Genomic DNA, 12,805 nt, shown 5'->3' with positions numbered 1-12,805 from the left:
CATGCACCTCCTTCGCCCGTACCCTGATGAGCTTTTAGGCAGCTTGTTGAGTCGGGCGATGAGGCAACTTGGCTTGTCGCAAAAGCGCTTGATGCAGCACCTGACCGGCCGAAACATCACCACGATTGCTACGGTGATAACGGGCCACGAAGGGATTGCGAGAGCTTTCGGGATGGACCTGGAGGAATTCATCCATAGCCACACCTTGCTGCCCTACGCGGTTGCATTCATGGCACCACGGGACAAAGAACGTATCCTGACTTCGCTCTTGAGCGGCAGATCGGATCTCTGTGTGGCGGCGGTCGCTCAAAACGCAACGAAGTCGACCAGACTACTCAAGCTTTGCGTGGCCTGCAAAGCACAGGACTTGCTGCAATACGGTGAGACGTACTGGCGGCGATCGCATCAACTCCCTGGCGTTTTGCTGTGCGCCGTGCACGAGCAACCACTGCGCTTGAGCGATGTTGATATTCGTGCGAAGCGGTTCATGGTGCCGCCCAATGAGGTGCAGTCGGTTCGGGCCTGCGCTTACGAGGTTTCACGAGTTGTTTTGATGGACATTGCAAGGTTCTCGGATCAGGCATTGAGGTTTGGATTTTCGTACGGTGATTGGGCTGGGCGCTACCGAGACCTTGCCGCGAGCCATGGGTATTCTTTCACCAGTGGTCAGATATTCGGGGAAGTTCTTTCGGCGGACCTCCGTGCGTTCTACGGCGACGCCTACCTGTCCGCCCTGGGTGCCAACATCGATCTCGCTCGCCGCAACTCCTGGCCGGCATTGTTGGTGCGTTCTTCAGGGGCCAACACTACAGCGTTGAAGCACGTTTTGCTGAACATTTTCCTGCTGAACGCTCCGAGCCCCTCTCGATCCCCTTCGGAGTACGAGCACCGCAAGAAAGCAAAACCCAGGGATTGGGACCTCATCCAACGCAAGGCAATAGCGGTCATGGATAAAGAGGTCGCTCGGTGCAAACGGGAGGGTCGAAGGATCACCGTCAGGGAGCTGGCACAGAAGGCAGGGATTGTGTCGCTCCTGCATCACTTCCGCCATGAGATCCCAATGATTTTGCTATGGCTTGAGAGATTCAAAGCCACCCCGCAGTCCGAGCGGCAGGCTGGCAAACGACTTCGAATTTATCCCAAAAAAAGATAGCTGAAGGCCCAACATAGGCCTGGTGTTTTTCCTATACAGATTCCTATTATTGGAGTCGTGTATGGAATGGGCACTCGGTGTGTCGCTGAACACCAGCAGCATTGAAGTTTTAACGTCGAACGAAGGTATTGAGCATAGGCGCATCGAGGAAATCGCGAGCGAGCGGCTAAAGGTGCCTCGCACTACGAAACCTTATCGCGTCCTGTATGAGGGCAGCCTATCGTCGTGGTCCCTTTCAGATCCTGGCGAATATCTTGCTGGGATGGGTATTGAGCTACCCGAAGGATGTCTGAATCGCCACGAAGTCTTCAAATTCATTGGGAACGACGACCTTACCGTGCATGTGCCGGCCCTGGCTCTGATGCAGGCATTCTTCAAACCCAACCCGCTATTGTTTCCAGCTGCTTTCAGGATGGCAGGGCCGGATCTCTTCGCTTTCGTGGACTACGGCCAAACGCCACCTACCGTAGTTGTCGACGATCTAGCCTACATTCGACACACTCCCCGTGGTAGAGAGAATGCAGCGCCCAACAAACCCTTGGAATGGCTGCATCTCTCAAAGTCAGCTAGGAAGGCGATGCACGACGTCTATCTAGCGGCCTCATATGGTGCGCTGCGGCTTCCTCTTCCTTTTGGTGAGTTTCGGATTGCACTGCATGGGGCTAGGGTTGGCAATCAAGTTTTTGTCACTGCTGCGACGCTGATAGCGATGACAATACCCGCAGAGGACAGCGTCACGGGAGCGAGTGAAACGATGATTTTCCACTCAATGGCGGATCCTCAGCGAAAAGCCAAGGCTTCAGCAGGAGGAATCAAGATCCCTTTGCATTCGGATGGAGCCTCATCGGTGACCGACGATGAGTGGCAACTGATTGAGCCGATTCTGACTGTAAAACGCAGAGGCCACAGTGCCATTCACTCTCGACGGGATCTACTGGACGCTATCCTTCTGAAACTGTCCTCGGGCATCTCTTGGGCAAAGGTCCCCGCCCGGGGGCTCAAAACTACAGACTTGAGTTGGACATTTCGACGCTGGAAGACAGAAGGTCTCCTTGATCAGGTACTAAAGGCCTTGAGTGCGTCGCGATCCAATGGTCCGCTGGTCGAGTCGATCACCCGAATAGGAAACAAGGCGGTTATGGCTAGCGAAAAGACATGACTTCCAGACAATGCTCGCAGAAATACCGGAGCAGGTTGCCGCGGCACGCAAGCCCGAAGCATTGCTTCGGGTTTTTCTTCGGCTACCCAGGCGACCACTCCTTCCACCTCAGACCCCGTCCCAGCCAGGGCTTGGAAGTTTTGGACAAAGCGACCAAGGATGCCTAGACCGCGGAAACCTGCCCTCGATGTCTGAAAACCACTCGATTACCCAGCGATGCTGGGTAAAAATGTCTGAAAAGTAGTCGCTTACCGCTTGTTTTGTCGGAAAAGTAGTCGATTACTGCCTGCTATGTCTGAAAACTAGGGCCTGGCAGGCCCCTGTCGGAGTGCCCTTGTGTGCATGGCAATCATTGCTTCAAGTCAGAAGCCAGTTCGTTGCTTTGAGGCACAGTTGCCTCATCATCCCAGAGTCGGATTTCTCAGGGCAAGCAACGGCTCCATCGCATCTCAAAATTTACAGAAGGCTTTATGAATACTAGGAAACGCAAACGGCAATTGAATAGGCGCTTGAGCCTAGAGATAAAAGCCTGGGAATGAGCCATGCGGACAATCCGAGGCCGAAAGGTCGAGCTTGTAATTTGTCCGTCCTCACCGATAGCGGGGATGCTAGCTCGTTTAGCGGCTCGGCATGATGTTCCGTATCGATTTGAGCCTGTCGACTAAGTTGAAAGTACTGACCTGGGTATCCCTGCAAGCTCATGACAGGCTCAAAGGGTTAATCGTGTGGTGATGTCCTGTGTCCACGGAAGCCTGAAGCCGCTGATGTGCTTCCAGGCCGCTGCTAGTCGCAACCGCCTGGGTTGGCTGAAGTCAGTACTGCCCGGTTCCTTGGGCTTTGCGTCATCCTTCGTCATCCGCCTCCGAACTCGGAACGTAAGGAAACAATCCATACCGTCCACTGTGCGGATTCTTGCTGAACATCTCGACTAGCTCAAGGGCCTTGATGGCCTCAGGAGGATCTGTGTTCTCTACGACAATAACCTGCCGGTCCTCCGGTAGACCTTGCAAATAGCTGTAGAACTGCTCCTTCAGGTCAGTGCCGCGCAAATCATCCTCTGTCCCGTCAGGCTCACGATAGGCGAGCAGCGGTGAATCAAGAATGACAAACCCCGGATGTGGTGTGCTGCTTGCTCGACAATGGGCGAGCAGGCCAAGGGTAAAGGCGGCATGTGTAATCGCCCGTAGGCCTTTTCCGCGAGCTCCCCTTGGCTTACCAGCAATGACTAGGTCGCGGGTATTGGGGTCAAAATGGACTCGACCAGCCTCTGGGAAGTGCCAATCGGTGAGAATGGTTTCCACACTTTGAGCAAATGCATCGGCAGCCGCAGTCGGGACAGCGCTCGTGACGGTCTGCGGCTTAGCGGTAGCATCCTGAGCCTTTTCAAGATCAGCACGTCTGCGCTCCATGTCCTGAACCGTCGCATAGAGTCCCAATGCTTCGCGCACCTGTGCCCGCTTGTCGTTAAGCTCCGAGTATGAAGCTCTCAGCTTGGCAAGCTTCGGCACTATCAGGCTATCAACCGAACCAGACAACTCCTCTAGCTCTTCCACTACCGTTGGCATCCTGCGATCGAAGCTTGCGCCCTCGCGGGTCAGCTCGCGAACCGTAACAGCAAGCTCACTGCGGAGTATTTCAATCTTGCCGATCTCCTTCCTAGCCGCTTCAACAACAGCATCGGTATTTCCTTCGCAAACATCGCCATTTTGATGATGCGCTGGGTCTGACCCACACAAGGGGCAAGCGGCCTTACCAAGGACGCCGAACAATGTTCCGCCTTCTTCAATGGCTCGCAACCTCTCGATATCAGAGGCGTAATGCTGATCGAGAAGGCTGAACCTTTCCAGCAAACCGGCGATGTCGCTTCGACGGTCTCGACCTTCCTCTAGCTTTTTGCGCAATTCGCGACGACGCGCCGCCTTCTCCTGAAACGAGGCTTCGGTGGCATTCAACTGCGCTGCATGCTGATTGAGTGAGTCCTCAATCTTCTTCAGCTGCGCTTCAAGCTCATTCGGATGCTTGGCTATTTCCTTGAGTCGGTCCTTGTAGTCATCTAACAGCTGATCCAGGAGTTGAAGCTGCGCCTCCCGCGATAACTCTTCCGGTTCGCGAGCGGCAGTACTCACCAACGCGGAATCGTCAACACCCGTCAGCAGGAGCTTGAACGTCGAGGTGTTCGCTGTATCCGCTGTGTAATTCCCGTCCAACAAAGGCGACCGCTGCTGGGTAATCTCAGTCTCAGTGACGATCAGCAGGCGTGCAATATTTCGAAAGCTGAGGCTGTTGGTTTCACCACGCGCGTTCTTCCGAACCCGTTTTCCAGAGAGACCAGACAGCTCAAGCAGGAACGATGAAAGGTTCGCCTCGTTGCGGTCGCTATGGATTTCAGAGAGGGTTTTAGCTTCTACGTCTCCCTCGGGCGGCTGCTCGTGCAAACCCTCATACAGCATGAAACTGCCACCGTCCGTGCTGCGATGAATGGTGAACAGCTCTCCCGCTAGGGTTTCAATCCCTAGAAGAATGCGGTCATATCCAAGGCGCTCGGTGATTTCACGCAAAGGCGGCTTTCCACCCAACATGAAGTCGACGGTTTCTACAATGAAGGATTTACCGGTATCCGATGCGCCATAGAGAACATTCAAGCTTGGGCCAAACGTAACCGTGGCAGGTTCTTTCTGTGGGCCGAAATAGCCGAGAAAGCGTAATCGGAAACCTTTGATTGGCGTGGTCATCACGCGCCTCCCATGCTGCGTTCAATGCTTTGAAACTCTTCAACCCAGTCATCGAAGAATTGGCGAAGCACCGCGCGAAACTCTTGATCTGAATGATGACCGAAGGTCTCGACAAGCCAGGATGCGCGCTCTTTCATTGCCAAAAAATAGTTCGTAGATAATGAAGCCAAGAACGTTGCAGCGTTTTCTCCGGCGCCGTACTTGATGCCATCTGGGGTGACCTCCCTTTGGACAAGGTCACGCGTCATCATCAATAGCAGCGCGTCCTCCACCAGCTTTCGCCGCACCAGCAACTCTGCCGAGCGATACGGCGTAGGCGGATGAAGGCTATCGGGCCCACCAACATCCCCGGTGTGAACGAGGAGGAAGTCGAACGCCACCAGCCGTTGTAAGTCGTAGGTTTGCGGAAACGATGCACCCAGTAGTGCCACTGCTCTCATGCCGGCCTCGAGGGGGCTATTGAAGGTCGCGGGGTGCCCAGATTGCTTCATGATTGGGTCCAATTCAGGCGATCCTCATTTGCGAGCTGATGGCAGATGCCGTCGCGGTCCTTTGGCTTGACACAGGAAATTAGGGCATTTGCGGTGATTTGAAGATCACGTGCTGCCTTGGTCACAGCGCAGACTCGGACATATCCATCAGGATGCCCGGCGTCGTGCACATCAACCACGCCATCATATATATCTTCCTGAAGTGATTCGAAGACACCCTCAGGCACCGAATCACGAGCAAACAACCGCAGTGCTTCAGCGTGGTAAAACGCTTCTCGCTGGCGATGAAAGTGATCTTTCAATCTCGTGGTCGTAGCCAAATCATCTGGGCTGCCAACAGGTTTTTTGAGATGGTCTGCATAGGCGCCAAGCAGATGGGTGACGTATCTGCTTTCTTCAGTGGCAATCGCCGCAGGCGGTTTGGCCGCTTCTGGACGTGGTTTTAAGCCTCCGCCAAAGCGCGCCGCATGAGCGGGTGAAGTTCGATGATCCGCCACCAACTGCATCGATGTTTTTGCATCGAAAATCGAGAAGTCAAAGGCGTTCACGTACGCAAGAAGTGGCGCGTCCAGCGGGATCTCTTGCGATTTAGTGATCGCTTTCTGAACATACTTCTCCCAGTTGGCAATCAACTCTTCGCGCAGCTTCGCCGCATCGGCCAAGAGAGCTGTCAAGGATGTGCCGGCGCCCTTGGGTGCGACAAAGTAGTAGCGTCGAGGAGGTGTGTACTCTTTCTGGTACGAGTACCAAATCATCTTCCCAATTTCGACCCAGACATTAGTCGGGCGTAGCGCGTTATCGTAGTGCTTGCACTGATAGTTGTCCCAAACTCCTTGCAGCTTCTTGTCGTCTGTGAAACCGGCGATATCGATACCGCGATCGCCAGAACCGGTAAAGCGCTGAACTTGGCTGTATTGTTTCTTCAGGCAGTAATGAGCCCACTCCTGAACGAAGTCTTCCCATTGATCAGGCGAGTACAGGAGTAGCTGTTGCTGTGGTGGAATAACTGGTCCTTGTGCAACGACCGCTGCGGTGACGGACGTCGATGCCGCTGGCACGGCGATTTCGCTCCAATCCGCAGTCATGCAACAATCCCTACCATGTCATCCGTCCCCTTACTGCCCACAGTTATTTTTATTTCCTTTGGTCCCGGAGGGCCGGACCCCTCGGTAGCGAGCTAATCGCAGCTCCCACTTCGGTTTCGGCAAGTTCCAAGTCGTACTTGGTTTGCAGATTCAGCCAGAACGCTGGTTCCGTTCCGAACCAATGAGCAAGTCTCAAGGCTGAGTCACCGGTAATCCGCCGTTTTCCGTTGATGATCTGAGTGAATCGATTTGCCGGAACATCAAGCTGACGAGCCAACTCGGTCGGCGAAACGCCTGTGGCTTCAAGCTGCCGGGCTAGCACCACACCAGGATGACAAACCGCAGTATTCACATAGGTCCCGTGCAAGCTGAACTTTGGTTTCTTGCAATCAGCATTATTTGCAAGCTTACAATTTGTGACGATGTACGTCAAACGTACATCTGGCGCTGCGGGGTAGTCGGATCAGACCAAAACTTTAATGTCATGCGCTGAAACATAGGTGCAAATCTGGACCAGAACTTTAATGGCATGGATTTTTTCGCATTTTCGAAAAATCCTTTGAAATCAAAGGTCCGTCAGAACAGAACTTTATTGTCATTCACCATTCGGAATCGCGCGCTGGTCGCCCACCACCAGCGCCACCAGTACGCCGGCGTAGGGCGCATCCGGCAAGGCGGCGAGGAAGCGGTCGCGCACCGTGCCGCGCAGACCATGCACCCAGGCCAGGAAGCCGCCGCCATCCGGGGCCAGCAAGCGGTTGTCGGCGGAACTGCGCACATAGCCGGTGGCGCGAGTGCCCCGCTGCAGCAGCCAGGCTTCGTAGTCGAACCCATTGGGATTGACGAAGCCGTGGGGACGTTTGAGCCGCACTCTCAGTTGCCACAGCTCGCCGGCGCGTGAGGGCATGGCCTCCGCCTCCCGGTCTTCGCCCTCCTGGCCGGCGCCGGTGGCCACCACCTCGGCTGCGGCCGCGGTGGAACGTGGCCGCGGGTGGTACCAGGAGAGCTGGATGTCCTCCGGCACCTGCGGCGTCGCGCCCGCCTGCGCCGGCACCACCGCCTCCACCCGGAAGCCGAAACGCACGCCCTCTTCCAGCTGCTGCGGCAGATCGGCTACCCGCCCGCGCAGCACCACGTCCCGCCCCTCCCAGGCCGCCGGCAGCTCATCCGCGAGGCGGATTTCCGCCCGCCACGCGGCCCACAGGAAGCCGCTGCAGATCGCCGCCACGCCCAGCAGCAAGCTCGCGGTGACAGGCGAACGCCGACGCTGGTGAAACGCGGCCACGGCCGCTGCGGTCGAAAGCCCAGCGCAGCCCGCCAGCACCGCGGCCGGAGGCAGCGCCGACAGAGACTGCAGACCGCAGACCCCGGCCGCAAAAAGGAGAATCGCCATTCGCATAGAACATCATCATGAACGCCGCTGCTGCGGCCAGGCAAGCCGGGCCTGCGGTGAAAGCACGCCCGGCGGAAGCTCGACTAAAATCCTGGCCGGACCTCGCCATGCGTAAATCACTCAAGCGCTTCCTCCCCGATCACGGCAGCATCCGCGACAATCGCTGGTTGCGGCCCTTCGCCAATACCTTGCTGCACCCCCGGCTGTGGCATCTGAACCGCCACTCCGCCGCCGGCGCGGTGGCGGTCGGGCTGTTCTGCGGTCTCATCCCCGGCCCGCTGCAGATGCCCGGGGCCGCGGTGTGCTGCGTGCTGTTCCGCGTGAACCTGCCGCTGGCGCTGCTGACCACGCTTTACACCAACCCGCTGACCATCGTGCCGCTCTATCTCCTCGCCTATCTGCTGGGCGCCTGGGTACTGGGCGCGGACAGCGGTGGCGTCACCGCGCCGCCGGAGCCCAACGGCATGGGCATGATCGACTGGGCCAGCGCCCTGATCGACTGGATGAGCGCACTGGGAAAACCGCTGGCCCTGGGCCTCGTGCTGCTTGGCGCCATGCTGGCGGTAATCGGCTATTTCGGCGTGCGCGGCGCTTGGCGGGCCTGGCTGATCCGGGCCTGGCGGCGGCGCCGCCAGCGTCCGCCCAAGGCCCCGCCGCTGCGCTAAAATGCGCCCCTCTCCCGCCCCGGCTTTCGGGGCGGTTGCGTTTCCAGGATCCGAGAATGAACTCCACCGAACTTGCCGCCGCCTACGGCCCGCTGGTGCGCCGCATCGAGAACGAAGCCACCGTCATCGGCGACCGCATCCTGCGCATCGACCACTTCCTCAACCACCGCATCGAGCCGGCCTTCATCCTCGAGCTGGGCCGGGAGATGGCGAGGCGCATCTCGGCCAGCCAGCCGAACATCATCCTCACCGCCGAGGCCAGCGGCATCGCGCCGGCGCTGGTGGTGGCCCAGGCCCTGAACGTGCCGCTGGTGTATGCGAAGAAGTATTCGCCGGAGGTGGAGTCACCCTTCCTGTCGCGCATCATCCCCTCCCCAACCAAGGGCGGAGACATCAAGCTGGTGCTGTCGCAGCGCTACATCGCCACCGGCGCGCGGGTCGCCATCGTGGATGACTTCCTCGCCAATGGCCGCACCGCGGTAGCGCTGGTGGAGATGGCGCGCGAAGCCGGCGCCCAGGTGATGGCCGCCGGCTTCATCGTCGAGAAGTGCTTCATGCCGGGCCGCGCGCTGATCGATGCGCTGGCCGTGCCGGTGGCTACGCTGGCCCAGGTCGAACGGCTGGAGGACGGCCGCGCCGTCATGCGCCAGCCCTGAGCCCCGCCTATGGCCCGGCACCGCTTTTCCCGGCTCTGACGCCGGGCCGGGCTACACCTATACTTCCCAAGCGAGCTACACTCGCTCCCGCCCACCACTCGAAGAGCATGGCGATGCAAGATTTCGACTCCCAGGCCAAGGCATTCTCGGACCAGATCGAGGAAGAGCTGCAGGAAGGCCGGCTCAACTTTCCCACCTCGCTGGACGTTTCCCTGCGGATCAAGCGCCTCGCCGACAACCCGGGCGCCTCGCTGGACGACATCGCCGCGCTGGTGCGTGCCGAGCCGGTACTCAGCGCAAAGACGGTGCGGATGGCCAACGCGGTGCTGCTCAATCCCTACAGCGCCCAGATCACCAGCGTGAACGATGCGGTGAAGCGCATCGGCCTCGCCTCCCTGCGCTGCCTCGCTTTCGCCGTGGCCGCCGAGCAGCTGGCGCAGGATCACCGCTCCAAGAACATGCGCCTCATCGCCTCCGGCCTGTGGATGCACTCGGTGGACGTAGCCTCCTGGTCCTATGCCTTTGCCCGCCACCTGCGCACCATGAACCCGGACACCGCGCTGCTGGCCGGCATGATGGTGGACCTCGGCCAGTTTTTCCTGCTCTCCCGCGCCTCCGCCTATCCGGCCCTGGAAGAGAACATGAACCGCTTCGCCGAGTTCGTCGCCCTGTGGAACGAGCCGGTGGGCCGCGCGGTGCTCGAAGCTTTCGAACTGCCGGAAGACATCCTGGACACCTTCCAGTACGAAGACCCCTACGGCGGCTCCTGGCCACCCGCCAACCTGCGCGATCTGGTCTTCGTCGCCAGTCTGGCGGCTGAGACGCCCAACCCGTTCGAAACCCTGCTGGGCGTCAAAGGCAGGCCTGAACTGCTGAACAGTTGCATCGCCGGCATCGAAAAAGAAAAGTTCGACGCCCTGCTGGACGCCGCCCGCGACAGCAAACAGGAGATGCTGGCCGCAGTCTGCGGCTGACACCACCGAAGACAGCGCGGCCAGTGTGCCGCGACGCGCGCGGGAAGCAAGCAGCACGGGAATTCGACCGGCGGCTGCCGGTCACACCCTGACCCCAACCAGCCTGGAGGCCGCCATGTCGCTGCTCCCGCCCGGCTTCGCCCACCCTTTCGACGTCGCCACTGCGGATGCCTACCTCGCCGGCTCGCTGCCGGACGTGCTGCAGGAAGTGCGCAATCACGTCGCCGGCGTGCATCACGACATCGGCCGCATCGGTGCCTTCCTGCTGTCGGATGACGGCGCCTCCCTCACCTACTGGGCGGACTGCGACGGCCGGGTGCTGCCCTGCCCGGCGCCCTTCTCCGAACTTCCGCTCAACCCTTCGCTGTCACGCTGCGGCGCCACCGGCCGGGCACAGACCACCTTCGTCCGCCCGGATCCGGCCCTGGCATGGGCGGGCGACGGCAACCTGTGTCCGCTGCTGATCCTGCCGATACGTCACCAGCGGGGCTTCTTCGGCTTCCTGGTGTTCGAATCCAGCCGCAGCTTGGCCGCCCCTGCCCGCCTGATCCGGGAATTGACCGCCTGGGGCCCGCTGGCCGCCGGCCTGGTGGCGCGCGGCATCGAGTCCATCCGCACGCTGATAGACACCACCCGCTTCGCCCACGACCTCACGCTGATGCGCGACGAGGAAACCGGCATGCACCAGCTGCGGCTGCGCGACTACGTGCGCATCATCGCGGACGAGCTCACCCAGGCCCACGGCCTGCCGGAGGGCTTCGCCGACGAACTGGCGCTGTTCGGGCCGCTGCACGACATCGGCAAGGTCGGCATTCCGGACGAGATCCTGCTCAAGCCCGGCCGGCTGGAGCGCTTCGAATGGGAGAAGATGAAGGAGCACGTGGTGAAGGGGCGCGAGCTGGTGGACCGCCTGATCGAGGGCTTCGCCCTGCAGGACACGCCGGGCATACGTACCCTGCACGACGTCGTTTCCTGGCACCACGAATACCTGGACGGCAGTGGCTACCCGGACGGCCGCATGGCGGACGAAATTCCGCTCAGCACCCGGGTGGTGAGCACCGCCGACATCTTCGACGCCCTCACCGGCGCCCGCCCCTACAAGCCCTCGTGGACGCCCAGCCAGGCTTTCGACGAGATCAAGTCCCTCGCCGGCACCAAGCTGGACGCGGAATGCGTGGCGGCCATGCTGTCCGCACGCAGCCGCATCGAGGCCGCCTGGCAGGGGCACCAGGCCTGAGCCCGCCCGCAGCCGGCCGGCTGCGGCGGCTGCGCTACAACTCCACCTGGGTGCCCAGCTCCACCACCCGGTTGGGCGGAATGCGGAAGTAGTCCGCCGCGCTGCCGGCGTTGCGGAACATCAGGATGAAGAGCTTCTCCCGCCAGCTCGGCATGCCGGAGCCAATACGGGACACCAGCGTCTCCCTGCCGAGGAAAAAGGAGGTGGCCATCATGTCGAAGCGCTGCCCTTGCTCCGCGCAGGAGGCCAGCGCGGCGGGGATGTCGGGATCGTCCTTGAAGCCGTACTTCACCTTCAAGCGGTAGAAGCCGTAGTCCAGTTCCTCCAGCGTGATGCGCTGGTTTTCCGGCACATAGGGCACATCGGCCGTCTCCACCGTCAGCAGCACTACCCGCTCGTGCAGCACCTTGTTGTGGATGAGGTTGTGCAGCAAGGCGCGCGGCACACCCTCCAGCCAGGTGGTCATGAACACCGCGGTGCCTTCCACCCTGGGCGGCGGACTGTGGAAGAGGGACTGGATGAAACCGTCGAGCGGCATGGTATCGGCGCGGATGCGCTCGTTGAGCAGTTCGCGGCCGCGCTTCCAGGTCGTCAGCAGCGTGAAGATGGCCGCGCCCACCAGCAGCGGGAACCAGCCGCCAGCCAGGATCTTCACCGTGGTGGCAGAGAAGAAGGCGAGGTCCACCGTCAGGAACACCAGCAGGAACAGGAAAGTCCGCGCCCGACCCCACTTCCACAGGTAGAGCACCACCACGCCGGCGAGCACGGTATCTATCATCATCGTCAGCGTCACCGCGATGCCGTAGGCGGAAGCCAGCGCACTGGAGGAATGGAAGCCCACCACCAGCGCGATCACCGCGCCCAGCAGCATCCAGTTGATGCCCGGCACGTAGATCTGGCCGATCTCCCGCTCCGAGGTATGCACCGTCTGCATGCGCGGCGCGTAGCCCAGCTGTATGGCCTGGCGGGTGAGCGAGAAGGCGCCCGAGATGACCGCCTGGCTGGCGATGATGGTTGCCATCGTTGCCATCGCCACCATCGGGTAAAGCAGCGGCTCGGGCACCAGCAGGTAGAAGGGGTTGCGGACGTTGTCCGGGTGATCCAGGATCAGCGCGCCCTGGCCGAGGTAGTTGAGGTAGAGCGCCGGGAAGACCACCAGGAACCAGGCGTACTTGATGGGGCGCCGGCCGAAGTGGCCCATGTCCGCATACAGCGCCTCGCCGCCGGTGATCGCCAGCACCACCGCCCCCAGCCCCAGCC

11 protein-coding genes are annotated in these 12,805 nt (G+C 60.1%); 6 read left to right on the top strand and 5 right to left on the bottom strand.

Annotation, left to right across the window (positions count from 1 at the left end; translation table 11 throughout):
* Window position 1 precedes the first annotated feature (1 nt).
* A complete protein-coding gene (locus tag GRF61_RS11280; RefSeq protein WP_211165904.1) occupies window positions 2–1,153 on the top strand; it encodes a TniQ family protein in 1,152 nt (383 codons plus the stop codon).
* A gap of 61 nt (window positions 1,154–1,214) precedes the next feature.
* Window positions 1,215–2,312 (top strand): transposase, encoded by a 1,098-nt coding sequence (locus tag GRF61_RS11275; RefSeq protein ID WP_169150752.1) that lies wholly within the window; start codon window positions 1,215–1,217, stop codon window positions 2,310–2,312.
* Between the two features lie 842 nt (window positions 2,313–3,154).
* Here GRF61_RS11275 and GRF61_RS11270 read toward each other — a convergent pair.
* The 4 genes from GRF61_RS11270 to GRF61_RS11250 all read right to left on the bottom strand — a co-directional run bounded on the left by GRF61_RS11270 (window position 3,155) and on the right by GRF61_RS11250 (window position 8,013).
* Window positions 3,155–5,044 carry a hypothetical protein gene (locus GRF61_RS11270; RefSeq protein WP_169150751.1) on the bottom strand — a complete coding sequence of 630 codons (1,890 nt, stop codon included), beginning with the start codon at window positions 5,042–5,044 and terminating at the stop codon, window positions 3,155–3,157.
* On the bottom strand, window positions 5,044–5,535 hold the full coding sequence (locus tag GRF61_RS11265; protein ID WP_169150750.1) for an ABC-three component system middle component 2: 492 nt from the start codon (window positions 5,533–5,535) through the stop codon (window positions 5,044–5,046). The genes GRF61_RS11270 and GRF61_RS11265 overlap by 1 nt, the downstream gene beginning before the upstream one ends.
* Window positions 5,532–6,620, bottom strand: coding sequence for an ABC-three component system protein (locus tag GRF61_RS11260; RefSeq protein WP_169150749.1), 1,089 nt, complete (start codon window positions 6,618–6,620; stop codon window positions 5,532–5,534). Before GRF61_RS11260 ends, GRF61_RS11265 begins: the two co-directional genes overlap by 4 nt.
* 595 nt (window positions 6,621–7,215) lie before the next feature.
* Window positions 7,216–8,013 (bottom strand): ComEC/Rec2 family competence protein, encoded by a 798-nt coding sequence (locus GRF61_RS11250; protein WP_169150748.1) that lies wholly within the window; start codon window positions 8,011–8,013, stop codon window positions 7,216–7,218.
* Window positions 8,014–8,120: 107 nt separating this feature from the next.
* Here GRF61_RS11250 and GRF61_RS11245 point away from each other — a divergent pair, with 107 nt between their 5' ends.
* The 4 genes from GRF61_RS11245 to GRF61_RS11230 all read left to right on the top strand — a co-directional run bounded on the left by GRF61_RS11245 (window position 8,121) and on the right by GRF61_RS11230 (window position 11,545).
* Window positions 8,121–8,678, top strand: coding sequence for a DUF2062 domain-containing protein (locus GRF61_RS11245; protein ID WP_169150747.1), 558 nt, complete (start codon window positions 8,121–8,123; stop codon window positions 8,676–8,678).
* Between the two features lie 56 nt (window positions 8,679–8,734).
* A complete protein-coding gene (gene xpt, locus GRF61_RS11240; RefSeq protein ID WP_169150746.1) occupies window positions 8,735–9,334 on the top strand; it encodes a xanthine phosphoribosyltransferase in 600 nt (199 codons plus the stop codon).
* Window positions 9,335–9,447: 113 nt separating this feature from the next.
* Window positions 9,448–10,308, top strand: a complete 861-nt coding sequence (locus GRF61_RS11235) for an HDOD domain-containing protein (protein WP_169150776.1) — start codon at window positions 9,448–9,450, stop codon at window positions 10,306–10,308.
* A gap of 115 nt (window positions 10,309–10,423) precedes the next feature.
* Window positions 10,424–11,545 carry an HD domain-containing phosphohydrolase gene (locus tag GRF61_RS11230; protein ID WP_169150745.1) on the top strand — a complete coding sequence of 374 codons (1,122 nt, stop codon included), beginning with the start codon at window positions 10,424–10,426 and terminating at the stop codon, window positions 11,543–11,545.
* A gap of 34 nt (window positions 11,546–11,579) precedes the next feature.
* Here GRF61_RS11230 and GRF61_RS11225 read toward each other — a convergent pair.
* Window positions 11,580–12,805, bottom strand: a 1,226-nt coding sequence (locus tag GRF61_RS11225) for a KUP/HAK/KT family potassium transporter (RefSeq protein ID WP_211165902.1), incomplete at its 5' end; no start/stop codon positions are given.

The sequence above is a fragment of the Azoarcus sp. TTM-91 genome (genome assembly GCF_012911025.1).
Taxonomy (GTDB): domain Bacteria; phylum Pseudomonadota; class Gammaproteobacteria; order Burkholderiales; family Rhodocyclaceae; genus Azoarcus.
Note: the sequence above shows the minus strand (reverse complement) of the source record. Positions and strands in the feature narration are given on the sequence as shown.

Bases quoted from the DNA above. Each gene is read 5' to 3' on its own strand.
- GRF61_RS11280 (WP_211165904.1), top strand. From the start codon at position 2: ATGCACCTCCTTCGCCCGTACCCTGATGAGCTTTTAGGCAGCTTGTTG.
- GRF61_RS11275 (WP_169150752.1), top strand. From the start codon at position 1,215: ATGGAATGGGCACTCGGTGTGTCGCTGAACACCAGCAGCATTGAAGTT.
- GRF61_RS11270 (WP_169150751.1), bottom strand. From the start codon at position 5,044: ATGACCACGCCAATCAAAGGTTTCCGATTACGCTTTCTCGGCTATTTC.
- GRF61_RS11265 (WP_169150750.1), bottom strand. From the start codon at position 5,535: ATGAAGCAATCTGGGCACCCCGCGACCTTCAATAGCCCCCTCGAGGCC.
- GRF61_RS11260 (WP_169150749.1), bottom strand. From the start codon at position 6,620: ATGACTGCGGATTGGAGCGAAATCGCCGTGCCAGCGGCATCGACGTCC.
- GRF61_RS11250 (WP_169150748.1), bottom strand. From the start codon at position 8,013: ATGGCGATTCTCCTTTTTGCGGCCGGGGTCTGCGGTCTGCAGTCTCTG.
- GRF61_RS11245 (WP_169150747.1), top strand. From the start codon at position 8,121: ATGCGTAAATCACTCAAGCGCTTCCTCCCCGATCACGGCAGCATCCGC.
- xpt (WP_169150746.1), top strand. From the start codon at position 8,735: ATGAACTCCACCGAACTTGCCGCCGCCTACGGCCCGCTGGTGCGCCGC.
- GRF61_RS11235 (WP_169150776.1), top strand. From the start codon at position 9,448: ATGCAAGATTTCGACTCCCAGGCCAAGGCATTCTCGGACCAGATCGAG.
- GRF61_RS11230 (WP_169150745.1), top strand. From the start codon at position 10,424: ATGTCGCTGCTCCCGCCCGGCTTCGCCCACCCTTTCGACGTCGCCACT.